Genomic DNA, 23497 nt, shown 5'->3' on the forward strand with positions numbered 1-23497 from the left:
AAGATAAGCAACAAAAAATGCCCCCCATCCCCAAAGAGGGACGAAAGGCAAGCCTTCCGCGGTACCACCCGCATTTCCACGCCCCGGTCCCGGGCGCAGACACTTCAACCACCATAACGGATGGAACCCGTCCGCGTCTTTCCCCGCGGCCGCTCCCGGGCGAACCAAGCGCGTTCCTCATGGGGCGGCTTTCAGCCGGTGACCGTCCCTCTCTGCCTGACGAACTGTGCGCTATTTTCCCGTTCTCAGCGTTTCTATCTTGCATTTATACCACATCGGCCGGAAAATTGCAAGATGAAATTGAATGTTCATGGCTTGCGGCGGGACGTGTTCCGCATTATAATGGACGGGTACATTCTGAGAAGAAACGAGTGGATTCGGTGAAACAAAGGCGTGACCGGACGGAGCTGCTGCTCCGGGAGCCCAATTTGTACAAGGCCTTTCTGATTCTGGCTCTGCCGGTGTTCGGGGCCAACTTTATGAAGGCCTTCAACGAGCTGGTGGACACCTATTTCATCGGCCAGATCGCCAACTCCGTGGCCGCCCAGGCGGGCGTTTCGCTGTCCTGGCCCCTGCTGAATATCTTCGCCTCCTTCCAGGCGGGCTTCGGCGTGGCGGGGGTGGCGGTGGTCAGCCAGCTTTTGGGTGCCGGAGAGCGGGAGCGGGCCCGGGATAACGCCGGGGTGCTGCTCCTGGTGTCGGTGGTGCTGGGGGCCGTCCTCAACCTGCTGCTGTATCTGGCTGCGCCGGGGGTCATGGCTCTGATGGGAGCGTCCGGGGATGTGCTGGCGTGCAGCGTGTCCTATCTGCGGGTGCGCTCCTTTGAACTGACATTTACCTTCATTTTTGCCGCATTCCAGGCCATCCGCCAGGCCCAGGGGGACACGGTGACCCCGGTGGTGCTCTCGGTGAGCGCCGTAATGCTCAACATCGTCCTCACCGCCGTCCATGTGCGCGTCCTGGGGCTGGGGGTGTTCGGCGCGGGCCTGGCCACCGCGGCGGGCAACGCCGTCATCGTGCCCGTCTGCCTGTATCTGCTGTTCGACCGGCGGCAGGCGCTCTTCCTGGACAGACGCCACCTGCGGCTGCAGTGGCCCCTGTTCCGGCGGCTCACCGCCGTGGCCGCCCCGGCGGCGGCCAGCCAGGCCCTCAGCTCTCTGGGCTTTCTGGTGCTGCAGGCCGTCATCCTCAGTTACGGCGACCACGTCACCGCCGCCTTCAGCATCGGCAACAAGGTGTCCAACCTGCTGCTCATGCCGGTGCTGGCCATGGGCTCGGTGCTGGCGGCCTACGTGGGGCAGAACATCGGCGCGGGCAACGGGGAGCGGGCCCGGCGGGCCTATCTGGTCAGCCGGAATGTGGGGCTGCTCGTCTCCATCGCCGGGAGCCTGCTGCTCTTCCCCCTGCGGGGGGTGCTGGTGACCGCCCTGACCAACGACTCTGCCACCCAGGCCGCCGCTTGGGAGTATATGTTCTGGGTGCTGCTCACCCAGCCGCTCATGTCTCTGTTCCAAAACTATCTGGGTGTGTTCAACGGCTCCGGGAACACCCGGTTTTCCTTCCTCATGGCCACCGCACGGCTGTGGATCATCCGCTTGCCCCTCATCCTCCTGTTCAAGCTTTTTACCAACGTGGGCAGTACGGGCATCTGGTACGCCATGGTCCTCAGCAACTTTATCATCCTCATCGTGGGCGCCCTGCTGTTCCGCCGGGTGAGCTTCACCCCTATGGACGCGGTGCAGGCCGCCGCGGAGCCCACTTCATAAGGAGGCGCATGGTATGCAATGGATCTCCAGCGCACGGGAGATGCGGGAGCTGGACCGCTCCGCCATCGGGGAGCGGGGAATCCCCTCCACGCGGCTGATGGAGGCCGCCGCCCGGGCGGTGGCGGAAGAGGCGGCCGCTCTGGCAGGTGAGAATCGGAGGGCCGCCGTCTTCTGCGGCAGCGGCAACAACGGTGGCGACGGCGTGGCCGCCGCCCGGTTCCTGCTGGAGCGGGGAATTTCGGTCCGGTGCTTTCTGGTGGGAGGGCGGGACAAGCTCACCGCCGATACCGCGGAGATGGAGCGCCGCCTGGGGGCCGCCGGCGGCGTGCTGGAGGCCTTCGATCCCGCCGACCCGGAGCAGACGGCCTGGGCCATGGGGGCCGGGGTGCTGGTGGACGCCCTCTTCGGCATCGGCCTGACCCGACCGGTGACCGGGGCCTTCCGCACCGCCATCGAGCGGATGAACGCCAGCCCCGCCCCGACCCTGGCGGTGGACCTGCCCAGCGGGGTGGAGACCGACACCGGTGCGGTGCTGGGCGCCGCGGCAGAGGCGGCGGTCACCGTCACCTTCACGGCGGCCAAGCCGGGCCACTATCTGGGAGAGGGAGGCGCCCTCTGCGGCAGGCTGTCCGTGGTCTCCATCGGTATCCCGGAGGACCTGACCGCCGCCGTGCCCAAGCCGGTTTGGGCGATGGGCCCCGGGGACCTGCCCCTGCCCCGCCGGCGGCGGGACAGCCACAAGGGGGACTACGGCAGGGACTATATCCTGGCGGGCAGCCGGGGCTACACCGGCGCGCCGGTACTGGCGGCCCGAGGGGCGCTGCGGTCGGGGGCGGGTCTGGTCACCCTGGCGGTGCCGGAGGACATCTATCCCATCGTGGCCGTCAAGTGTGACGAAGTCATGCCCAAGCCCCTGCCCGCCGACGGGGAAGGGGGCCTCTCCGCCGGGGCTCTGGCCCAGGTGCGCACCGACCTGGCGGGGAAGAGCGCTGCCCTGGTGGGGCCCGGCCTGGGCCGCGGCGCGGGAGCCGCCGCTTTGACGGCGGCGGTGCTGGAGGGGGCGGCGTGCCCCGTGGTGCTGGACGCCGACGGTCTAAACGCCGTTTCCGGGCATATAGATAGGTTGGACGCCCGGGCGGGGACGGGCCGGCTGACCGTGCTCACCCCCCACGACGGGGAGTTTGCCCGCCTGACCGGGGCAATGCCCGGGGCGGACCGGCTGCGGACGGCCCGGGACTTTGCCGGGGCCCACGGCTGTATCCTGGTCCTGAAGGGGCACCGTACCATCACCGCCTTCCCGGACGGGAGGGCCTTCGTCAACACCACCGGCAACCCGGGCATGGCCAAGGGGGGCAGCGGGGACGCGCTGGCGGGGGTGATCCTGTCTCTGCTGGGCCAGGGGCTGGCGCCGGAGCAGGCGGTCCCGGCGGCGGTGCTGTACCATGGCCTGGCCGGGGACCTGGCGGCGGAGGAGCGGGGGGAGTACGGCATGACCCCCATGGATCTGGTGGAGAAGCTGCCCGCGGCCCTCAGACACTTTTAGAAGGGGAGGACGTAGCCCGTGCGCATGAAGAGACTGTGCGCACCAATGATGACCCTCTGCCTGCTGCTGGCCGCCTGCGGCGGCGGGAGCGGGGGCAGGGGAGACGAGGAGCTGGCCCTGGACATCCGAGCGGAGTACCTGGGCATGGCGACCTGCGCCGCCACGGCGGAGATCACCGCCGACTACGGCCAGCGGGTGTATGTGTTTACGCTGGAACTGCAGTATACGAAGGGCGGGGAGACGGTGCTGACCGTCACCGCGCCGGAGGACATCGCGGGAGTGACGGCCCGGCTCAAGGACGGCGCGGCCACCCTGGAATACGACGGGGCCAGCCTGGAGACGGGGGAGCTGGACGGCCAGGGGCTCTCCCCGGTGAGCGCCCTGCCGGCCCTACTGAACGCCGTCCAGACGGGCTTCATCGCCGAGGTGGGCCGGGAGGACCTGGATGAGACGGCCACCCTGCGGATCTGCTGCCGGGACCCGGAGCAGGCCCCGGGCGCCGGCGTGGAGACGGCGGTGTGGTTCGATTTGGATACCCACGGCCTGGTGCAGGGAGAGATCTCGGTGGACGGGGCCCGGGTGATCCTGTGCCGGTTTACCCAGTTTACCATGGAGCCGGCCACACAACAGGAAGGATAGACCGATATGAGTGACGCACAGATGAGAACGTGGGCGGAGATCGACCTGGGCCGCCTGAAGCACAACTACACCGCCCTGCGGGAGCAGCTCGCCCCGGGATGCCGATTCGTGGGTGTGGTGAAAGCCAACGCCTACGGCCACGGGGCGGTCCCCGTGGCCCAAAAGCTGGAGGAGTGGGGGGCGGACTACCTGGCGGTGGCCTGCCTGGAGGAGGCCGCCGAGCTGCGGCAGGCCGGGGTCCGCGCCCCCATCCTGATCCTGGGCGTCACCCTGCCCCGGTACGCCGGGGAGCTGCTGGCGTGGGACGCCGCCCAGGCGGTGGGGGACCTGGAGACCGGCCGGGCCCTGTCCGCCGCGGCGGTGGCGGCGGGCCGAACGCTTACCATCCATGTGAAGGCGGACACTGGCATGTCCCGGCTGGGCTTCCTCTGTGACGAGGCCCATCTGGACCATGCCGCCGGGGAGATTGCCGCGCTGTGCGCCCTGCCGGGGCTGCGGGTGGAGGGCATCTTCACTCACTTCTCCGACGCCGACGGCTGCGAGGCATACACCATGCGCCAGTTCACCCGGTTCCTGGACCTGCTGGACAAGCTGTCCGCCCGGGGGGTGACCTTTGAAATCCGTCATTGCGCGGCCAGCGCCGCTATGTTAAACTATCCCTGTACCCATCTGGATATGGTCCGCCCCGGCATCGCCCTGTACGGCCACTATCCGGCCCCGGGCATGGAGTACACCTGCCCGCTCCTGCCGGTGATGACACTCAAGACCCGGGTGGCGGCGGTGCGGGACCTGCCCGCCGGGACCTGCGTCAGCTACGGCCGGACCGCCACCTTGGCGCGGGACAGCCGCCTGGCGGTGCTGCCGGTGGGCTACGGCGACGGCTATTTCCGCCTGTTTTCCAACGGCCAGCCGGTGGCCATCCGGGGGAAAAAGGCCCCGGTGGTGGGCCGGGTATGCATGGACCTGACCATGGTGGACGTTACCGACATCCCCGGCGTTATCCCCGGGGACGAGGCGGTGCTCTACGGTGACGCCGCCCCCGTGGAGGACGGAGCCGACCGGGCCGGAACCATCCAGTACGAGCTGCTCTGCGACGTGTCGCCCCGGGTACCCCGGGTCTATCTGGACTGAGGTGGCGGCCTCCGCGCTCCGCGCATAGAATGGCACGGGGGAGTCCCGCAGGAGCGGCGGCGGGGGCGAAAACTCTTCCTGATATTTGAAGGGATGTGTATAAATCCCGCCGCCCCGTGGGAGAATCATAGTGACCGCGTTACATAGGGCTTGCCCTCCCTGTGACGTTGGTGACTATCTTCCAGCGGAGTGTGAGCATGAGTGGACAACAGCGTGAAGCGCGGAGATATCTTTTATGCCGATCTGAGCCCGGTGGTGGGCAGCGAGCAGGGCGGGGTACGCCCGGTGCTCATCGTACAGAATGACACCGGGAACCGGCACAGTCCCACCGTCATCGCGGCAGCCATCACCTCACAGACCGGCAAGGCGAAGCTCCCCACCCACATCGAGCTGTCCGCCCGGAGCTATGGTCTGCCCAAGGACTCGGTGGTCCTGCTGGAGCAGATCCGGACCCTGGATAAGAAGCGGCTGCGCGAAAAAATGGGCAAGCTGGACGACAAGCTGATGCACCAGGTGGACTCGGCCATCGCGGTGAGCTTTGGGCTCCATCCGGAGCAGTTGATCTGAAGCGTGGGGGCCGCCCGAACGGCGGCCCTCCCCCTTTTTGACCTAGGAGGTTTTACGGATGAGAAAAAGCAGGACCAGACGTATTTTGGCGGCTGTGCTGGCGGTGGGAGCGGCGGCGGTGTTTCTGGGGGCGTCCCAGGGGACCCAGACCGACCCGCTGGTGACCATGAGCTACATAAACGAAGTGACGGCGCCCCAGATTCTCTCCGACGTAGATGCCAGACTGGACCAGCGGGAGCAGGCGCTGGTGGACCGGCTGGACGCCTCCATCGCCCGGTACGAGCGGGACATGGAGCAGAAGCTGTCCGGCTCGGCTGGGACGGGCACGGCGGGGACCTCCTCCGCCTTTACGGTGGTGAATGTGGCGGCGGGTCGGCAGCTCACCGGCGCCACCGGCTTCGAGTTCCTGCTGCGCTCCGGCTCGGCCACTGCGGTGGCGGCCTCGGCCCCGGGGCTCATCGATACCACCGGCGGCGGCACCCTGGCCTCCGGCGGGGCGGTGGAGCCCAACCACCTCTATCTCACCACGGCCGAAGGCAGGGGCCTGAAGGCCGTCACCGACCTCACCGTGCTGGTCCGGGGGAGCTATACCCTAACCTGAATGGAATGGAGCGGAAAAACACCCGGGACATCTGTCCCGGGTGTTTTGGCGTGTGGACCGTTCAGATTACGTAGTCGTTTCCCGGCTGGGTGGAGGCCGCCAGGTCGGCCAGCGTGATGCCGTCGAAGAAGTCCTGGATCAGGCCGTCCAGCTTCCGCCACATGGGCAGGGTGCGGCACTGGGCCATGCGGGGGCATTCGATGGGCTCCTGCTCCAGGCAGGCCACCGGTGCCAGACTGCCCTCCGTCAGACGCAGGATGCTGCCCACCGTATACTGCTCCGGCACTCTGGTCAGGCGGTATCCGCCCCCCTTGCCCCGCAGGCCGGTCAGGAACTTGTGCTTGACCAGGACCTTGAGGATGCTCTCCAGGTATTTTTCCGAGATATCCTGCCGCTCCGCGATCTCCTTCAGAGGGAGATAGCCCTCGGCCTGGTGCTCCGCCATGTCCACCATAACGCGCAGGGCATAGCGCCCCTTGGTCGAGATCATCATGTGGATCGCCCTCCCTTTCTTATATAAACCCATTATATAGCCAGGTAAATAGGAAATCAACGGGGCTGCTGCAAAAATTTTCGCTCCCCGGAACATACAGCAGGAGCCCCATGCGGGGCTCCTGTCACAGCGAGGATTATCCGGTTGTAAGCCACATGGGCAGGCGGGAAGGCCGCATACAGGCCATCAGGCAGAAAAAGACGCCCGCAGCCAGCAGAATGTCGCCCAGGCTGGCCAGACCGCCGAACAGCGGCAGGGGGCAGTAGAGGATGTCACCTAAAAACAACAGCCGGGTGGACGCGTCGGCGGCGCGGTACATGGGAATCTCCCCGGCCAGCAGGGCGGCCGCCCCCTGCTCGGAGAGCAGCGCCGCGGCCCAGGAGGCCACGGGCATCCTCCAGCCGTTGGCGGCGATGACCGCCAGATTGCACGCTCCGCCGGCCCCCACCAGGAGGCAGGTTTTTTTCAGATGCCGGTTTTGCCACAAAAAGAGGAAGATGAGCCCATAGGAGAGCAGCAGCGGCAGCCAGGCCCAGGCCTCAAAGGGCAGGGAGATACGGCCTGCCAGAGCGTTCATGGCCTGCTGGCAGGCGAAGGCTAGGACGGGCAGGGGAAGCAGCCGGAGGTACGCCTCCTCGAAGCGGGAGAGCCGGCCGCCGGTGCACCAGCCCAGGAGCAGGGCGAGGATCACGGAGAGCATCAGCATCGGCGCGCCTCCTCAGACCTGGACGGCCGCGCCGGCTTCGGCCGCCGCTTCGCCGTCGGGAGCCAGCTCGCCGGCCTCGGCCATCTTGGCCACCACCCGGGCCACCTCGGGGTGGAACTGCCTGCCGGCCTCCGCCCGCAGAATGCGGGCGGCCTCCACGGGGGTGCGGCCTTTCCGGTAGGGGCGGTCGCTGGTGATGGCGTCGTAGGCGTCCGCTGCACCCAGAATGTAGGTCTCCAGCGGCAGATCGTCGCCGGAGGTGCCGTCGGGATAGCCCCGGCCGTCAAAAAACTCATGGTGGTGGAGCACCAGAGGGATGATGTCCTCATAGGTGTCCATGTTCTGGAGAATGGATACGCCGGTGGCGGGGTGGCGCTGGATGACGGCCCGTTCCTCCGGGGTGAGCATGCCGGGCTTGCCCAGGATCGAGTCGGGTACGCCGATCTTGCCGATGTCGTGGAAGATGGCGGCGGTCTCCAGCCGGCGGACCCGGGCGCCGGACAGCCCCATTTTCTGGGCGATCCGGACGGAGTACAGGGACACCCGGGAGGAGTGGCCCTCGGTATAGGTGTCTTTGGCCTCCAGCGCGGTGGCAAAGGCCCGGATGATGTTGTATTGCTGCTTCTGGGCGGAGAGATAGAGCCGGAAGGAGAACCGGGTCATCAGCAGCGGCAGGACAAAGAGGATAGCGGGCCAGAAGGTGGGCATAGACAGCAGCATGGCCAGAAAATAGCCCAGCGTGGCGCTGCACAGCAGACTGGGGACCATGCCGATGGCCATCTGACCGAAGGTGACGAAGAAGGCCGCCCGGTACTCCAGATAGTAGAGAAAGGCCACGAACACAGCGTTGAGGCCCACGGCGCAGACGATATAGAGGATGCCGGGGGCCAGTACGGAGGGGAAGGTGATGGTGCCGGGCACGCCGCCCACGGCATGATAGACCACGCCCGCCGCCGCCATGGACAGATTCAGGTTGGCGGTGTTGAACAGGAGCTTGCTGGGGGCGGTGTTAAAAATATGATAAAAGCCCTTGCCGTCCTCGGTGGGTATGACCTCCAGAGGGGTAGTAAGGAAGATGATGGCCACAGCGGCCTCCGGCCCCAGCAGGAGGACCACGGCCAGAATGCTGATAAAGGACATATCAATGGTGCAGTCGTCCCGGACATAGAGGGGCAGACATCGGCAGAGGATGCACAGCACCGTCAGCACCACCAGCACCCCCAGCTCATGGGGGCTCCAGTTCTGCCTCTGACGGAAAAGCCAGGACCAGACCACATAGATACCGACGCCGATTCCGACGATGGAGAGCAGCGCCATATATCTTTTTGTAACCGGCTGCATAAAAACCTCCAATGATCGTGGGGGCCGTGGGATCGACCGCGGTACTCGAGACAGAACGCGGGAGCTATGGAAGGGCGAAGGGGAAAGCGGGCAGCCGGCCGTCGCCGGCTGCCCGCACCTCAGAGCTTGGGCTTCAACGCTTTCAACGGATCTTGAAGAATGCGCCGCAGGTAGCCAGCATAGAAGCCAGCGCGGTGAGGGCCATCATGATCTTCGCCTTTTTCATCGAATACAGCCTCCTCGTGACAGTACTCTGCCATCCGCTAAGACAGGCTATATCCGCTTCGCTCAGTTGATGCGGGAGGTCAGGGAGTCTGGACCTCCTCGTGCTCCTCCGGAGAAGGAAGGGCGGACAGCCGCCGGTTGACGGCGTCCAAGGTGGCCAGCGCCACCGAGAAATTGGGGTCCTCCCCCTCGTAGCAGGCACCCAGCAGGGGCTCGGCCTTGCCGCCGCTTTTGAGGAGAAGCCCCACAAGCACGGCCTGGTGTTCCCCCATGGCCGTGCGCCGGACCTCGTCCAGAGAGAAGACGAAGCCGGGGGCCAGCAGTTGGTTCAGAGCCGACACGGTGGCCTGGGCGATGGCGCGCCACCGTCCGCCCACCGAAAGGTCGCAGCCGGCCCGACCCACATAGCGCTTCCCGTCCGCCAGCAGATGGACCGAGGCGCTGGCCCCCTCCCGGCTGGTGGAGAGCTCCAACTGCTCGCAGCGCAGGCGCCGGGAGGGACGGTGTACCGCCGAGCCCGGAATCTGGGCCACGCTGACGATCCGATGGTCCAGCTCCACTTGAAACTTGGCCAGCATAGCCGACTGCACGTCCCGGACAATCTGCTTGGGGCTGCGGGACTGGTCGGAGAGAATATGGACCTCGCGAACGGTCCCGTTCTCCAGAGTGAATTCGGCCCCCAGCACGCCGGGCAGACGGGTGACGAGGGCCTTCCAGGATTCCGTGGCAGTATTGCTGTGCGGTTCGCTCATGGGCTGGACTCCTTTCCCGCAGGAGATAGAATGGGAGGACCCACCGCGGCAGCGATGGGAGGAAAAATCAGGAGCTTTTTTCAATAGACTCTATTATACAGAATCCGACGGGGCAAAGCAAGGGAAAAGCAAATTAAGTTTCCATAATGAAGGAATTCCCAATGCAAATTTTGGGATTCCCCGCGCATTGGGGCCGGGGTGTGGCATAGAATAGCAGTGAAAGTGCCGGAGCGGGGAGAGGAGGGCGATGAATTGGAACAGCGGATCGCGCTGGCGGGGGGGCTTGGCAGCCTGACCCTGCGGGAGGAGGGGCCGCGGCTGTGGGCCCGGGCCGAGCTGCCGGACGATGGCCGGGGGCTCTACAAGGTCTGGCTGAGCGGGCGGAACGGACGGGCTTTGCTGGGTACGCTGGTGCCGGAGCCCGGCGGCCGGCTGGCAGCGGAGCGGACCTTTACAGCCGACGCCCTGCGCCGGCAGGGGACATGGCCGGTGACCGGCGGGACGGCGGAGCTCACCTTCTCCTTCCATAACGACGGGCCGCCCGCCGGCTGGAACTGGGAGCGGCCGAACGGAGAGGCCTTTCGGGACCGATGCATCCGTTCGGCGGCGGCGGGGCTGGACCGGGTTCTGGTCCGCCGGGAGGGGGAGCGGTGGACCATGGCGTGCCCCTTTGCCTTCGACCGGGAATTTCCCCTGCTGCCCCTGTTCTGCTTCTCCCGGCTCAAGCAGTGGGACGAGGGCCTGTTCTGCCTATTTTCCTTTGACGCCGATGGGGCTCCCCTCATGCCGGGGAAGTGAATAAATGCCAGCCGCCGTGGGATACTAGGACCGCAATCTCAAAAAGGAGTGTGATCCAAGATGGTCAATCTCACCGGCAAGGAGCTGTCCGCTCTGGAGGATCAGTTGGGCTTTGAAAAGGTCCTGTACTGTAAATACCAGGCGGCGGAGCAGGAGTGCACCGATCAGGAACTGAAATCCTGCTTCCAGCAGTATGCCCAGCAGCACAAGCAGAACTACGACTGCCTGCTGACCTATCTGAACTAAGGAGGAAACGCCCACATGAACGATCAGGAGCACGTCACAGACCTTATCTTCACGGAGAAGAAGATGTCCGCCAACTACGACACCTATGCTTCCGAATGCGTGAATACCAAGCTGCGGGACGATTTTCTGCGCATGCTCAATCAGGGCCACGTGACCCAGAGCGAGCTGTTCCAGAAGGCCCAGGCCAAGGGCTGGTATCAGGTGGAGCCCGCCCCCGCCAGCAAGGTCCAGCAGGCCCAGACCAAGTTCCAGAACCAGAAGCCCCAGTAAAAAAGCCACAAGAGGGCCGCGCAGTGCGCGGCCCTCTTGTCATAGAGCGGGGAACTGTGATAAACTGAGGAAAAACCGAGAGGGAGGGAACGAACCGGATGAAAAACCAAAAAGCCCGGATCGGCGTCTTGATCCTGCTGGCGGCGGCCGCGCTGCTGGCGGCGGTCTACTACTTTGCCCGGCCCCAGCCGATGGCCGGAGCCAAGACCGTCACTGTGGAGGTAATCCACGGGGACGGCAGCATCAGGACGGCGGAGCTCCACACCGACGAGACGTACCTGGGCCCCGCCCTGCTGTCCAGTGAGGAGCTGGGCGTGGAGGGAGAAAACGGGCCCTACGGCCTGTATATCCAGACGGTGGACGGGGAGACCGCCTCCGACGCCGACCGGACCTACTGGAGCCTGTCCAAGGACGGGGAGATCACCCTCAACGGGGCCGACCTGACCCCCATCGCCGACGGGGAGCGCTATGAGCTGACGCTGACCAAGGGGAGCTGGTGATGGAACGGGGGCGTCTGGGGGCCAGGGGCATTGTGGTGCTGGGGCTGCTGGGGGCCCTGCTGGTGGTCTTGCAGGTTGCCATGGCCCTGCTGCCCAACATCGAACCGGTGTCGCTGCTGGTGATGGTCTACACCGCGGTGCTGGGGCGGCGGGCCGCCTATCCCATCGCGGTGTTCGTGGTGCTGGAGGCCCTCATCTGGGGCGTCAGCACCTGGGTCCTGAGCTACCTGTACGTCTGGGCCGTGCTGGCCGTACTGGCCTGGCTGCTGCGGGGTATGGAATCCCGGGTGGGCTGGGCCGTCCTTTCCGGCGCCTTCGGCCTGGCCTTCGGAGCCCTGTGCGCTCTGGTGTACCTGCCCGTGGGGGGATGGCGGATGTTCGCCGCCACCTGGGTGGCGGGCATCCCCTTCGACCTGCTCCACGGGGCGGGGAACTTCGCCATCGCCCTGGTGCTGTTCCAGCCCTGCCGGAGGGTGCTGGCCACCCTTTGTGCCAAAGTGTTTCCCCCGTGAAAAATGGTCCGCGGCGCGCCGGAGGATACCCGGCGCGCCGCGGATGCTTTCATTTGCAGCAGCCGTCATAGCGGCTTTCGACAAAGGGCCAGTTGATGAGGCTGAACCAGGCGTCCACGTAATCCGCCCGGCGGTTTTGGTAGCCCAGATAGTAGGCGTGCTCCCACACGTCCACGCACAGAAGGGGGTACTGCCCCTTGGACAGGGGACAGTCCTGGTTGGCGGTCTGGACCACCGACACGCAGCGGGAGGAGTCGCAGACCAGCCAGGCGTAGCCCGAGCCGAACTGCCCCACGGCGGCGGCCTTCATCCGGGTTTTCCAGTCCTCGTAGGAGCCGAAGGCGGTGTCCATGGCCCGGGCCAGCGCGCCGGAGGGGCGGGAGCCGCTCCGGGGGGCCATGCAGTCGAAATACAGGTAGTGGTTGTATACCCCGCCGCCGTTGTTGCGCACGGGGATGCGCTTGTCCGCGGGCAGGGCGTCCAGGTTCTGGAGCAGCTCCTCCAGGGTCATGCGCTGGCACGGAGCGCAGTCGGCCAGGGCCTTGTTTAGATTGTCCACATAGGTCTGCAGATGCTTGTCGTGGTGGAAGTGGAGGGTGGTGTCGCTGATTTCGGGGCACAGGGCCTCATAGCTGTAGGGCAGGGGACGAAGGGTGAAGGGATACGGCATAGAGAGGGCTCCTTTCGAATGATTGTGTTTTGGCGTGGTTTGCGGTATACTGATATTCATATGATTTCTATTTTGCAGGAGAAAATACCATGACAGATTATTTTCATCTGGATGCTGCGCCCGACCATATCCGGGCCATCAGCAATCTGGGTCTGGCCCACCTGGGAGACGCGGTCTTTGAGGTGATGGTCCGCTCCTGGCTGTGCCTGCGCGGCAAGGCCACCTCCAAAGGCCTGCACCGGGCCACCGTCCACTTTGTGGCCGCTCCCGCCCAGGCCGCCATGGCGGAGAAGATCCTGCCGCTCCTGTCGGAGGAGGAGGGGGACGTCTTCCGCCGGGGGCGCAACGCCAGCCCCCACTCCATCCCCAAGGCGGCCAGCCGGGAGGAGTACCAGACCGCCACCGCCCTGGAGGCTTTGTTCGGCTGGCTGTACCTCCAGGGAAGGACGGAGCGGCTTAACGCGCTATTTTCGACCATGATGGGGGACTGAACATGCCTTTGGACGCGATCTGCCTGACGGCAGTGGTGGAAGAACTGAAAAAGACCCTGGTGGGGGGCAAGGTGGACAAAATCTACCAGCCCACCCGGGATGAGGTGATCCTCAACATCCGGGCGGGGGAGAACGTAAAGCTGCTCCTCGCCGGCAGCCCCACGGCCCCCCGGCTCCACCTGACCCGGCTGCCCCGGGAGAACCCGGCCCAGCCCCCCATGTTCTGTATGCTCCTGCGCAAGCATCTCACCGGCGGGCGCATTCTGGCCATCGAGCAGCCGGAGCTGGAGCGCATCGTCCTGCTCCGGCTGGAGGTCATCGACGAGCTGGGGGACCGGGTGCCCCGCACCCTGGTGCTGGAGGCCATGAGCCGCCGGGCCAACCTCATCCTGTTGGACGCCGAGGGGCGCATCGTGGACTGCATGCGCCGGGTGGACGCCGACATGTCCGCCCAGCGGCAGGTGCTGCCCGGCCTGTTCTACCGGTTGCCGGAGCCCCGGCCCGGCCTGTCCCCCCTCATCGAGCGGGAGCTGGCCTTCCGGGGCGGGGTGGAGAGCGTGAAGGACCTGCCCCTGGAGAAGAAGCTGGAGCAGCTCTCACGGGCTGTGGGGGGAGCTTATGTTCCCACTCTGCTGGTGCGGGACGGCAAGGCCGCCGACTTCACCTTTCTGCCCATTTTACAGTACGGTCCGGGGACGGAGTCGAGGCCCTATCCCAGCTTTTCCGAGCTGCTGGAGGACTTTTACGCCACCCGGGAGACCGCCCAGCGCACCGGGCAGAAGGGGCAGGAGCTTTTGAAGGCGGTGGGCCGGATACGGGATCGCACCGCCCGCCGGGTGGGCCAGCAGGAGCTGGAGCTGGCGGCCACGAAGGACCGGGAGCGCAAGCGGGAGCTGGGGGACATCCTTACCTCCAACCTGTACGCGCTGGAGAAGGGAATGCGCACGGCCCGGCTGACGGACTACTACGACCCCGAGGGGCGGGAGGTGGACATCCCGCTGGACCCGCTTCTCACGCCCCAGCAGAACGCCGCCAAGTATTACAAGGAATACAACAAGGCCAAGACCGCCGAGCGGGTGCTCACGGAGCAGATCGAGAAGGGCCGGCGGGAGCTGGACTATCTGGACAGCGTACGGGAGGCTGTCAAGCTGGCCGAGGGGGAGCGGGACCTGCTGGAGATCCGGCAGGAGCTCACCGGCACCGGCTATCTCCGCAAGGGGAGCAAGGCCGGCCAGCGGAACCTGAAGGTGCAGACCCGGCCCATGGAGTTTCGGTCCTCGGCGGGGCTGCGGATTTCGGTGGGCAAGAACAACACCCAGAACGACGCCCTCACCACCAGGCAGGCGGGCAAGGGAGAGCTGTGGTTCCACACCCAGAAGATCCACGGCTCCCACGTCATCCTGTGGACGGACGGGCAGGAGCCTGACCTTCAGAGCGTCACCGAGGCCGCCCAACTGGCTGCCTGGTTTTCCCAGGGCCGGGAGGGCAAAAAGGTGCCGGTGGACTACACCCCGGTGAAATATGTGAAAAAGCCCGCCGGGGCCCGGCCGGGGATGGTGGTCTACACCACGTACCAGACGGCCTATGTGGACCCGGACGGGGAACTGGCCAGGAAGCTGCGGGTCAAATAAGAGGAGGAACGACTATGAAGTGGATCTGCTGGAGCTGCGGACGGGAAAATCCCTTTCGCCCTCTCAAGGCGGTGCAGGACAAGTGCCCCAAGTGCGGGGACGAACTCAGGACCGGCCGGGCGCCCCTGGCCACCACCACCAACATCGCCGGCTTTCTGCTGATGATCGGCGGCGTATTCTGGGGCATGGACCATCTGGTCCCCGCGCCTCTGAGCCTGCCCGTGTTTACCGTGCTGGCCGTCCTGTTCGCGGTGGCCGTAGGGGCCGGTATGGTGGCGGCGGGGCTGCATCTCTATAACCGGGCGGCCGAGGCCCGCCGGGAGGAGGCGAACCGATAGCATGGCGACCTATCACATCCTGGTGGTGGAGGACGATCCGGACATCAACCGCCTGCTGTGCCGCATTCTTACCGACGGGGGCTACGACGTGCGGCCCGCCTTCTCCGGCAGCGAGGCCGTGCTGTGGGCCGAGCAGTACGAGTACGACCTGGTGCTGCTGGATCTGATGCTCCCCGGTCTGACCGGCGAGGAGTTCATCGCCCAGATGCGGCGGAAAAAGACCATGCCCATCCTGGTCCTCTCCGCCAAGGCGGGATTGGAGGACCGGGTCAACGTCCTGCGGCTGGGGGCCGACGACTTCATCTCCAAGCCCTTCGACAACGCCGAGGTGCTGGCCCGTGTGGAGGCCCAGCTCCGCCGTTACCGGCAGTTCTCCGCCCCGGCGGAGGCGGGGGAGGTGCTCCGGCTGGGGGACCTGGTTCTGGACCGGGAGGCCGTCCGGGTGACGGCCGGGGGGAAGGACGTGGCCCTCACCGCCCGGGAGTTCGAGATCCTGGCGCTGCTGCTGTCCCACCCCAAAAAGGTCTACACCCGGGAGCAGCTCTATGAGAACGTCTGGGGCGGGGAGTACATGGGGGACGACAACACCGTCAACGTCCATATCTCCAACCTGCGCTCCAAGCTGGGAAAGGTCAGCGACCGGGAGTATATCAAAACGGTGTGGGGCATCGGGTTCAAAATGAACGAACTTTAAGGATTCTTCACCTTTGCTTTACGGGGATTTGTTGCTTCTTCGATAGAATGGCATCACAATCCAACAGAAAGGCTGATGCCACATGGCAGAATATGTACTGGTCACCCGGGCCCTGACCAAGCGGTACGGCGCCGCCGCGGCGGTGGACGGGGTAGACCTGGCCGTCGAGAAGGGCCAGATCTACGGCCTGGTGGGCCGCAACGGGGCGGGCAAAACCACCATTATTCGGATGCTCACCGCCCAGACCGTACCCACCACTGGGGAGATCGAGCTCTTCGGACAGACCACGGAGAAGGGGCTGGCCGCCGCCCGGGCCCGCACTGGGGCTATGGTGGAGACCCCCAGCTTTTACCCCTATCTGACCGCCCGGGAGAATCTGGAATACTACCGCCGCCAGCGGGGCATCCCCGGGGCGCAGTGCGTGGACCGGGCCCTGGAGCAGGTGGGGCTCCACGACGCGGGAAAAAAGAAGTTCAAGCAGTTTTCCCTGGGCATGAAGCAGCGGCTGGGGCTGGCCCTGGCCCTGATGAACCACCCGGACCTGCTGCTGCTGGACGAGCCCATCAACGGCCTGGACCCCGAGGGGATCGTGGAGTTTCGCAACATCCTGCTGGAGCTCAACCGCCAGCGGGAGACCACCATTCTCATCTCCAGCCACATCCTCTCTGAACTGAGCAACATCGCCACCCATTACGGCTTTCTGGACGGGGGCCGGATGCTGGAGCAGGTCTCCGCCGCCCGTCTGCGGGAAAAGTGCCGGGCGTGTCTCCAGCTCACCGTGGACGACGCCGCCCGGGCCGCCCTGGTGCTGGAGCAGGAGCTGGGCATCCGGGACTACGAGGTGCTGCCGGGGAACCTCCTGCGGCTCTATGACCGGCTGGACCGGCCCCAGACCGTCACCGCTGCCCTGATGGGGGCGGGGGTGGCCCTCATCGGGGCAGAGAATAAGAACGCCAACCTGGAGGACTACTTCCTGGGCCTGATCGGAGGTGTCCGCCATGGCTGACTACCTGAGTGCCGAGCTCTATAAGGTGGTACACCGGAAATACACCTGGATCGCCCTGGGACTGTTTCTGGGCTGTGTGGTGCTGCTGACCGCCCTGTGGTGGGCGACGAACTCCCACGGCGGCTTCGTCCCCCTGTCCGGGGCCCTGTATACCCTGGTGATGCTTCTGTCCGTGGGGCTTTACGCCCCCCTCATCACCACCGATCTGGTCTTTTCCGAGCAGTACAAGATCGGCACGCTGAAAAACGAGATCTCCTATGGCATCCCCAGAAGCCGCATCTATCTGGGCAAGCTGGTGCTGGAGATTGCCGTGGCGGTGCTGGCCTGCGCGCTGGCGGTGGGACTGTACCTGGCCCTGTGCGTGCCCACCCTGCCGCTGGAGGCGGACCCGGACGGCATGCTTATGGCGGAGACGGGCCGGATGTGGGAGCTGGTGGGCCGGTGCCTGCTGTCCGCCTTTCCCCTGTGGCTGGGAGCCCAGGGGGTGGCTCACCTGTGCTTTTTCCTGTTCCGCGGCGGCGTGGCGGCTCCCTTCGCCGCCGTCGGCGTGGTGGCCGGAATCCCGGGGCTGCTCAAGCTGCTGGGGCTGCTGCTGAACCCCCTGTTCCTGACGGCGCTCCGCCGCTTCACCCTGGTGGCCCCCATGGACAACTGGGACTACCCCATCTGGGAGTGCTGGCTCATCGGCCTGGGGTGGCTCGCCGCCAGCACTCTGCTGGGCCTGCTGCTGTTCCAACGCAGGGAGATCAACTGATGCCGAACCGGGGAGGCGGAGAAGATGCTCAACTACATCAGCGCGGAGCTCTATAAGGTCCGCCGCCGCAAGAGTACCTGGGCGCTGCTGGCTCTGCTCCTGGGGCTGGAGAGCCTCTACATCCTCCTGTTCGCCCACGGTGAGTGCTACGAGCTGCTGAACGCCTTCGTCACGACCCTGACTCTGGGCCTGCCTATGGCCATGCTGCTCTCCGCCCTGGTTTGCTCGGACATGGGCCGCAGCGGCACGCTGAAAAACGAGCTCTCCGCCGGCCTGCCCAGGAGCCGCATCTACCTGGGCAAGCTGCTCTCCGCCCTGATAGTGGCTCTGATCGCTCTGGCGCTGGTGGTGGGCCTGTGTCTGGCGGCAGGCGGGCTCCTGTTCCGCCATTCCGACCCGGCGCAGGACCGGGCGGCGCTGGCCGTCGTCGGCTACTGCCTGGCGGCGGCTTTGCCGCTGTGGGTGGGGGGGCTGGGCCTGGCCCAGATGCTGTTCTTCCTGGTGCCCAGTTCCGGCGCGGCGGAGAGCCTGTATTTCGTTTGGTTCGTCTTTCTGGACTGGATGGCCTCCCTCATCACCTGGAACGCCCAGGGGCCCCTGGCCCAGGCGGCCGCGGCCCTGCAGTCCCTGCTGCTGAGCTGGACCTTTGGTCAGCTTGAGGGCGTTTTGACCCGGGAGCTGCTGGCCCATAGCTGGCTGGTCGGCCTGGGGTGGCTGGCGGTCACCTCGTCGGTGGGCGTTTGGGTGTTCCGGCGGCGGGAACTGCGCTGAGAGAAAGGGGAGAGGACTTTGGTGATTGCGGCGGTGATTCTGGCGGCGCTGTGCGCCGTGCTGGGCCTGCGGCTCTACGCGCTGGAAAAGGATATCCGCTCCTGCGCCCGGCAGCTCCGGGAGGATGAGGGTGCCCGGGTGCGCATGGCCGCGCCCAACCGGGCGGCGGAGGACCTGCTCTCCGCCGTCAACCGCCTGCTGGAGCTGCGGGAGGCCGACGAGGCCGAGCACCGGCGGCAGGAGCACGCCATCCGGCAGCAGATCTCCAACATCTCCCACGACCTGCGCACGCCGCTGACCTCCATTCTGGGCTATCTCCAGCTCCTGGAGGGGGACAGCCTGACGGTGGAGGAGCGGCGGGAGTATCTGGGCATCGTCCGGGGCCGGGCTAAGGCCCTCCAGAGCCTCATCACCAGCTTTTACGACCTGTCCCGGCTGGAGGGGGGCGAATACCCCCTCTCCCGGGAGAAGGTGGACCTGTACCATGTGCTCAGTGAGCTGGTGGCCGAATTTTACAACGACTTCGAGCAGTCCGGCTTCGATATGACGGTGGAGCTGGCCCCGGGGCTGCCCGCCGTCACCGCCGATCCGGCGGGCGTGCTGCGGGTATTCACCAATCTGATCCGCAACGCCCTGGAGCACGGGCAGAAGCGGATGTCCATCCTCCTGTACCGGCAGGAGGAGACGGTGGTCTCCGCCTTTTCCAATGACGCGGCCGGGCTGACCCGGGAGGATGTGGAGCACGTCTTCGACCGCTTCTTTACCGCCGACAAGATGCGCACCGGCCAGTCCACCGGGCTGGGTCTGGCCATCGTCAAGGCTCTGGTCGGGCAGATGGGCCATCGGGTCACCGCGGCGCTGGACGGAGAGATGTTCACCGTGCAGGTGCGGTGGCGGATTTGAAAAACACCCCTGCGGCGCATCGGGTGGTGTCCGTAAAACAGTAAATCCTCCGTATGGTTACGACCATACGGAGGATTTACATGTCTGATCTTCAGGCTTGCTGACAGTCATAAAACGGGGGATAGCCGCCTTAGCGGTGCAAGGTGTGCGGTCACCTTGACGGCAGGAAGAGGCGAAATATTCTTGGTCATGCATGTTCTTTCTGCTGAGGTCGAATAAAGCGGCCGGGACGCACGATACTCCCGATAAGAGAGTATAGAAGTGCGCCTTTTAGTTCCTAAAGGGAATTCTTTGCTTAGTACTTTTTCATCAGCTTATTGAAAATGGCAATGTCTGCGATAACTTGAAACAGCAAATAGCTGCTGAGATAGAGCACGATCATACGAGCATGGCCTATGACCTCCAATGCCCCGAGGATACCGAAAACCAAAATAGAGAAACAAATGACCAGCAGCCCCAAGCTGTAAGTATATCTCCCGGCTCTATCTCTGATTATTGTTTTCAACTCGTCATGCTGTTCAATTCGTTCATTCTCCAAACGCTCCTCGTATCGTCCTTTATTCTTTGGGGAACTCCAATAGAAATATTTGCATATCATCATGATTCCGGGGAAGATACCTGCACCAGCAAATCCCCATAAAATGCTCTCTAACTTTGTTTCAAGCAATAGCGCAACGATCAAACAAGCTGCGCCGAAAAGCACATACAGTATCCCGGTTATGAAATTACCTTTTTTCATTTTCTGCACCTCTTTCATAGATGAAGATTTCTTCTATTCGTTTGCCGAAAAAATCTGAAATTGCAAAAGCTAACTCCAATGATGGATTATACTTCCCTGTTTCGATTGAACTAATGGTTTGTCTTGAGACACGGAGTATTTTTGCAAAATCATCTTGATTCAAACCTTGCTCCTTTCGTAACTGTTCAACTCTATTCTTCAAAAGACCATCTCCTTCGTGTAAAGCTTCCTTTACATCTCGTATGATAGCACAGCACGTGTCTATTGTCAAGTTTCCTTTACATTATTTCGCCAGTTCATCACAGAAAAGTGACAAATTATTTATATTCATATAAAGAGGAACGCCCAGAGCATTAGTCCGGGCGTTCCTCTCGGTATGCAGATAACTGCTTCTTTTACCTCATATTCCATTACTGTTTTATGACTGTCTGCCTATGCGCCGCAGGGGTGTTTTCGTTTACCAGCGGAACAGCCCGCCGGTCTCACGGGCGTCCAGGACCTCCAGCGCGCCGCAGAGCATCTCCGCGGCTTCGGCGCGGGTCAGGCCGCGGTTCAGGGAAAGGGAGCCAGTGGCGTCGGCGCGGATCACGCCTACCGTTTCCAGGTTGACCGCCGCCTGGTAGGCCCAGGCGGGGGTGGAGTCGGCGTCGGTAAAGAAGGTGGGGGTGGTCACGTCGGTGACCTGGAGCAGGCGGTTGAGCAGTACGGTGGCCTCCGCCTTGGTGATGGTGGCGTCGGGATGGAAGACCACGCCCTGGTCGCTGACGCTGCCCTGCACCACGCCGGACTTCAGGGCGGAGGAGACGTAGGGCTTGGCCCAGGTGGCGATGGAGGCGTCGTCGGCAAAGCCCGTGCGGGTGATGTCCTCCAAAGCCTCCAGGCCCACGGTGTGCATGGCCAGGGCAGTGAATTCATCCCGGCTGACGGGCAGGTCGGGCTGGAAGAAGTACTGCCCGCCCATGCACTCGCCGATGAGGATGCCCTCTTCGGCCAACCGGATGGCCGCCCGGTGGGCGGCGTGGCCGTCCAGGTCGGCGTAGGTCACCTTGGTGTTGGCTTTTTCAATTTTCACCTTGACGGTGGCGGGGGCGGAGGTGTTGCCCACGGCGTCCACGGCCACGTAGGTGAAGGTGTCCTTGCCGGTTTTGTTCTCATAGGGGGTGTAGACGAATGTGGCGGAGCCGTCCTCGGGCAGAGTGACGGAGCCCCGGGCGGGCTTGTTCGCCAGACGGAAGGTGAGGATGTCACCCTCCGGGTCCACGGCGGCGAACTGGGCGGTGACGGCCACGTTTTTATAAGTGGTCAGCTCCAGATTTTCCGCGATGGGGGAGCCGTTCTCTGCAGTGAGCAGATAGAGGTTCACCGTCGTGTCCGCCCCGGCGGAGCCGTCGGAGAACACGGGGGTGAAGGAGAAGGACGTGGTGGCCACGGTGGGGGTGGCCAGCGGGGTGAAGCGCAGGCCGGCCACGGCGCTCATACCCACCACGTCGCCCACCGCCAGCTCCACGTTCCCCATGGTCAGGATGCCGGCGTTGGCATCGGGCAGGGCGGTGAGCACGATGGAGTCCAGCTCCAGGTCGGTGTTCTCCACCAGGAAGTCGGCGGCCGAGAAGGTAAAGACCTCCTGCACGGTGCCGTTTTTGCCGAAGGTGGCCACCGCGGGCCCTTCCTCCTGGACGGTGGCGAGCAGTTGGGCAGAGGCGGGGATGGCGGTCAGGGCGGCCAGCACGGACGCCAGCGTCAAAAGGGTCATGCGGCGCAGGATCTGAGTTCGTTTCAAAGGGATGACCTCCTTGTACATTCGGGTCTTGTGATACCAGTACGGTGTGGTCTTATTCTTGACACATGCCAGACAAATATTCCAGCACAGCAGGAAAATTACAGGGACGCCGGATGACTCAGAGCGGACCGCGCCGGCGCCACCGCCCCAGCCGGAACCAAAGCAGGCCCAGCAGGGCCGAGGGAATGGGGGCCAGCATCTCGGCCCAGCACAGCCCGGAAAAGCCCAGCGCGCCGCCCAGCCACCAGGACAGGGCCAGGCGCATTACCACCGAGTGCAGCATGGCGTTGCCCATGGCCAGGCCCGCGGCTCCCACGCCGGTGGCCAGGGAGTCAAAGAGATACATGGCGGCGTAAAAGGCGAAGTTTACCGAGCAGCAGATGCGCAGATAGGTCACCCCCGCCGCCACCACGGCGGGATTCGGGTCAAAGAGGGCCACGATGGGCCCGGCAAAGAGCTGGACCAGCGCCACGGTGCCGGCGCACAGGGCCAAAGAGAGGTGCAGGCCCCAGCGGAGCGCCCCGGCGGCCCGGTCCGGGTCCCCGGCCCCCATGCACTGGCCGGCCATGGTGGTCACCGCCATCCCCACCGCCCAGCAGGGCATGGCGGCGAAGGTGTTCACCTTCAGCCCCACCCCCGCGGCGGCGGCCGCTGCGGTACCGTGGAGGTTGAACCATCCGGTGACCAGCAGATAGGACAGATTGACCACTGAGAGCTGTACGGCGGTGGGCAGGCCGATGCGCAGCAGGGCGATGGACAGGGCCCGGCCGGGGAGAAAGTGCCGGGGCTGGAGGCCGGAGAATAGGCCCCTGCGGAAGCAGAACCTTAAGGCGGCCAGGCAGGAGACCGCCTGGGAGCAAACGGTGGCCAGGGCGGCGCCTACGGTCCCGAGACCCAGCGCGCCCACCAGCAGCAGGTCCAGCGCGACGTTGACCGCGGTGGCCAGGGCCACGAAGAGGAGAGGGCTGACGGAATCCCCCAGGCCTCGCAGCACGCCGCACACGGCGTTGTAGCCCAGCACGAAAAAGGTGCCGCCGCAGATGACCAGCAGATAGCCGTGGGCCAGGGCCAGGGCCTCGCCGGGTACGTGCATGGCCCGCAGGATGGGCCCGCAGGTCAGCAGGCCTAGGGCGGTGACGGCCAGAGCGATCAGGCCGGAGAGGGTGAACAGGGCGCCGATGACCCGGCGGAGGCCCTCCGGGTCCCCGGCCCCCTGGCGCTGAGCCACCAGCACCGAGCCGCCGGTGGCCGCGCCGGAGCAGAGGGAGGTGATGACGTAGCAGAGCATGGCGGCGCTGCTGACGGCAGCTAGGCCGGGGCTGCCCAGAAAGCGGCCCACCACCAGCATATCCACCAGTTGGTAGAGGGATTGGAGCACGTTGGCGAACAAAAGGGGCAGGGCAAAGCGGAACAGGCGCTTGGGCACGCTGCCCGTGGTGAGATCGGATGTCATATCGGGTTTCCTCGCTTTGTATCAGATTGGGCCGGGACCGGAAAAGCAAAAAGGCCGCGGACGAGCCATCGTCCGCGGCCAAAGTTTTTTCCCGTCCCGGCGGAGGGCGCATTCCACCAGACGCGGCCGAAAGCCGCGCCTGCTGCGCCCTACTCGCCGATGAAGAGAAAAAGCAGC

Annotated in this window: 29 protein-coding genes; 19 read left to right on the forward strand and 10 right to left on the reverse strand. The window is 65.0% G+C overall.

Annotated elements, in window-relative coordinates:
• Window positions 1-380 precede the first annotated feature (380 nt).
• From BN2154_RS05335 to BN2154_RS05360, 6 genes are all read left to right on the forward strand, one after another.
• Window positions 381-1766 (forward strand): MATE family efflux transporter, encoded by a 1386-nt coding sequence (locus tag BN2154_RS05335; protein WP_050619552.1) that lies wholly within the window; start codon window positions 381-383, stop codon window positions 1764-1766.
• A gap of 13 nt (window positions 1767-1779) precedes the next feature.
• A complete protein-coding gene (locus BN2154_RS05340) occupies window positions 1780-3309 on the forward strand; it encodes a bifunctional ADP-dependent NAD(P)H-hydrate dehydratase/NAD(P)H-hydrate epimerase (protein ID WP_050617842.1) in 1530 nt (509 codons plus the stop codon).
• Window positions 3310-3333: 24 nt separating this feature from the next.
• Window positions 3334-3948 carry a hypothetical protein gene (locus BN2154_RS05345; protein ID WP_242853772.1) on the forward strand — a complete coding sequence of 205 codons (615 nt, stop codon included), beginning with the start codon at window positions 3334-3336 and terminating at the stop codon, window positions 3946-3948.
• Window positions 3949-3954: 6 nt separating this feature from the next.
• On the forward strand, window positions 3955-5079 hold the full coding sequence (alr, locus tag BN2154_RS05350) for an alanine racemase (protein WP_050617844.1): 1125 nt from the start codon (window positions 3955-3957) through the stop codon (window positions 5077-5079).
• A gap of 201 nt (window positions 5080-5280) precedes the next feature.
• Window positions 5281-5646 (forward strand): type II toxin-antitoxin system PemK/MazF family toxin, encoded by a 366-nt coding sequence (locus BN2154_RS05355; protein WP_050617845.1) that lies wholly within the window; start codon window positions 5281-5283, stop codon window positions 5644-5646.
• A 58-nt stretch (window positions 5647-5704) separates the two neighbouring features.
• Window positions 5705-6247, forward strand: a complete 543-nt coding sequence (locus BN2154_RS05360; protein ID WP_050617846.1) for a hypothetical protein — start codon at window positions 5705-5707, stop codon at window positions 6245-6247.
• 61 nt (window positions 6248-6308) lie between these two features.
• Here the strand turns inward: BN2154_RS05360 and BN2154_RS05365 are convergent, their stop codons facing one another.
• From BN2154_RS05365 to BN2154_RS05380, 5 genes are all read right to left on the reverse strand, one after another.
• Window positions 6309-6740, reverse strand: a complete 432-nt coding sequence (locus BN2154_RS05365) for an RrF2 family transcriptional regulator (RefSeq protein WP_050617847.1) — start codon at window positions 6738-6740, stop codon at window positions 6309-6311.
• Window positions 6741-6876: 136 nt separating this feature from the next.
• Window positions 6877-7446, reverse strand: coding sequence for a DUF5317 domain-containing protein (locus tag BN2154_RS05370; protein WP_050617848.1), 570 nt, complete (start codon window positions 7444-7446; stop codon window positions 6877-6879).
• 12 nt (window positions 7447-7458) lie between these two features.
• On the reverse strand, window positions 7459-8787 hold the full coding sequence (locus BN2154_RS05375) for an HD-GYP domain-containing protein (RefSeq protein WP_094762373.1): 1329 nt from the start codon (window positions 8785-8787) through the stop codon (window positions 7459-7461).
• Window positions 8788-8906: 119 nt separating this feature from the next.
• On the reverse strand, window positions 8907-9047 hold the full coding sequence (locus tag BN2154_RS16005) for a hypothetical protein (protein ID WP_195892314.1): 141 nt from the start codon (window positions 9045-9047) through the stop codon (window positions 8907-8909).
• A 45-nt stretch (window positions 9048-9092) separates the two neighbouring features.
• Window positions 9093-9764 (reverse strand): hypothetical protein, encoded by a 672-nt coding sequence (locus BN2154_RS05380; RefSeq protein ID WP_050617850.1) that lies wholly within the window; start codon window positions 9762-9764, stop codon window positions 9093-9095.
• Between the two features lie 252 nt (window positions 9765-10016).
• On the opposite strand from BN2154_RS05380, the gene BN2154_RS05385 reads away from it, so the two are divergent.
• The 5 genes from BN2154_RS05385 (at window position 10017) to BN2154_RS05405 (ending at window position 12090) form a co-directional block, all read left to right on the forward strand.
• Window positions 10017-10562: a hypothetical protein gene (locus tag BN2154_RS05385; protein WP_050617851.1), complete on the forward strand. Its 546-nt coding sequence runs from the start codon at window positions 10017-10019 to the stop codon at window positions 10560-10562.
• A 60-nt stretch (window positions 10563-10622) separates the two neighbouring features.
• Window positions 10623-10808 (forward strand): hypothetical protein, encoded by a 186-nt coding sequence (locus BN2154_RS05390; RefSeq protein ID WP_050617852.1) that lies wholly within the window; start codon window positions 10623-10625, stop codon window positions 10806-10808.
• A gap of 15 nt (window positions 10809-10823) precedes the next feature.
• On the forward strand, window positions 10824-11078 hold the full coding sequence (locus BN2154_RS05395; protein WP_050617853.1) for a spore coat protein: 255 nt from the start codon (window positions 10824-10826) through the stop codon (window positions 11076-11078).
• A 98-nt stretch (window positions 11079-11176) separates the two neighbouring features.
• On the forward strand, window positions 11177-11578 hold the full coding sequence (locus tag BN2154_RS05400) for a DUF4430 domain-containing protein (RefSeq protein ID WP_050617854.1): 402 nt from the start codon (window positions 11177-11179) through the stop codon (window positions 11576-11578).
• Window positions 11578-12090, forward strand: a complete 513-nt coding sequence (locus tag BN2154_RS05405; protein ID WP_050617855.1) for a hypothetical protein — start codon at window positions 11578-11580, stop codon at window positions 12088-12090. The genes BN2154_RS05400 and BN2154_RS05405 overlap by 1 nt, the downstream gene beginning before the upstream one ends.
• 49 nt (window positions 12091-12139) lie before the next feature.
• Here BN2154_RS05405 and BN2154_RS05410 read toward each other — a convergent pair whose 3' ends face one another.
• Window positions 12140-12760 (reverse strand): superoxide dismutase, encoded by a 621-nt coding sequence (locus tag BN2154_RS05410; protein WP_050617856.1) that lies wholly within the window; start codon window positions 12758-12760, stop codon window positions 12140-12142.
• Window positions 12761-12849: 89 nt separating this feature from the next.
• On the opposite strand from BN2154_RS05410, the gene BN2154_RS05415 reads away from it, so the two are divergent.
• The 8 genes from BN2154_RS05415 (at window position 12850) to BN2154_RS05450 (ending at window position 19348) form a co-directional block, all read left to right on the forward strand.
• Window positions 12850-13251, forward strand: a complete 402-nt coding sequence (locus tag BN2154_RS05415) for a Mini-ribonuclease 3 (RefSeq protein ID WP_050617857.1) — start codon at window positions 12850-12852, stop codon at window positions 13249-13251.
• A gap of 2 nt (window positions 13252-13253) precedes the next feature.
• On the forward strand, window positions 13254-14882 hold the full coding sequence (locus tag BN2154_RS05420; protein ID WP_050617858.1) for an Rqc2 family fibronectin-binding protein: 1629 nt from the start codon (window positions 13254-13256) through the stop codon (window positions 14880-14882).
• Window positions 14883-14896: 14 nt separating this feature from the next.
• A complete protein-coding gene (locus tag BN2154_RS05425) occupies window positions 14897-15220 on the forward strand; it encodes a DUF983 domain-containing protein (protein WP_050617859.1) in 324 nt (107 codons plus the stop codon).
• A gap of 1 nt (window position 15221) precedes the next feature.
• Complete coding sequence (locus BN2154_RS05430; RefSeq protein ID WP_050617860.1) at window positions 15222-15914, forward strand: response regulator transcription factor; 693 nt, start codon at window positions 15222-15224, stop codon at window positions 15912-15914.
• Window positions 15915-15996: 82 nt separating this feature from the next.
• Window positions 15997-16920, forward strand: coding sequence for an ABC transporter ATP-binding protein (locus tag BN2154_RS05435; RefSeq protein ID WP_050617861.1), 924 nt, complete (start codon window positions 15997-15999; stop codon window positions 16918-16920).
• Entirely contained in the window at window positions 16913-17674 is a 762-nt protein-coding gene (locus BN2154_RS05440) for an ABC transporter permease subunit (protein WP_050617862.1), read from the forward strand. The genes BN2154_RS05435 and BN2154_RS05440 overlap by 8 nt, the downstream gene beginning before the upstream one ends.
• Window positions 17675-17698: 24 nt before the next feature.
• On the forward strand, window positions 17699-18445 hold the full coding sequence (locus BN2154_RS05445) for an ABC transporter permease (RefSeq protein WP_050617863.1): 747 nt from the start codon (window positions 17699-17701) through the stop codon (window positions 18443-18445).
• Between the two features lie 21 nt (window positions 18446-18466).
• Window positions 18467-19348, forward strand: a complete 882-nt coding sequence (locus BN2154_RS05450) for a sensor histidine kinase (protein ID WP_242853773.1) — start codon at window positions 18467-18469, stop codon at window positions 19346-19348.
• Window positions 19349-19643: 295 nt separating this feature from the next.
• On the opposite strand, the gene BN2154_RS05455 is transcribed toward BN2154_RS05450, so the two are convergent.
• The 4 genes from BN2154_RS05455 to BN2154_RS05465 form a co-directional block, all read right to left on the reverse strand.
• The gene (locus tag BN2154_RS05455) at window positions 19644-20087 is read right to left on the reverse strand and encodes a hypothetical protein (protein ID WP_050619553.1); all 444 of its coding nucleotides are present in this window, start codon (window positions 20085-20087) and stop codon (window positions 19644-19646) included.
• A complete protein-coding gene (locus BN2154_RS15150) occupies window positions 20074-20289 on the reverse strand; it encodes a helix-turn-helix transcriptional regulator (RefSeq protein WP_094762375.1) in 216 nt (71 codons plus the stop codon). The genes BN2154_RS05455 and BN2154_RS15150 overlap by 14 nt, the downstream gene beginning before the upstream one ends.
• Window positions 20290-20544: 255 nt before the next feature.
• The gene (locus BN2154_RS05460) at window positions 20545-21867 is read right to left on the reverse strand and encodes an S-layer homology domain-containing protein (RefSeq protein WP_050617865.1); all 1323 of its coding nucleotides are present in this window, start codon (window positions 21865-21867) and stop codon (window positions 20545-20547) included.
• A gap of 118 nt (window positions 21868-21985) precedes the next feature.
• The gene (locus tag BN2154_RS05465) at window positions 21986-23320 is read right to left on the reverse strand and encodes an MATE family efflux transporter (protein ID WP_050617866.1); all 1335 of its coding nucleotides are present in this window, start codon (window positions 23318-23320) and stop codon (window positions 21986-21988) included.
• Window positions 23321-23497: the final 177 nt, after the last annotated feature.

Origin of the sequence: Intestinimonas massiliensis (ex Afouda et al. 2020), from assembly GCF_001244995.1 — a bacterium.
Taxonomy (GTDB): Bacteria; Bacillota; Clostridia; order Oscillospirales; family Oscillospiraceae; genus Intestinimonas; species Intestinimonas massiliensis.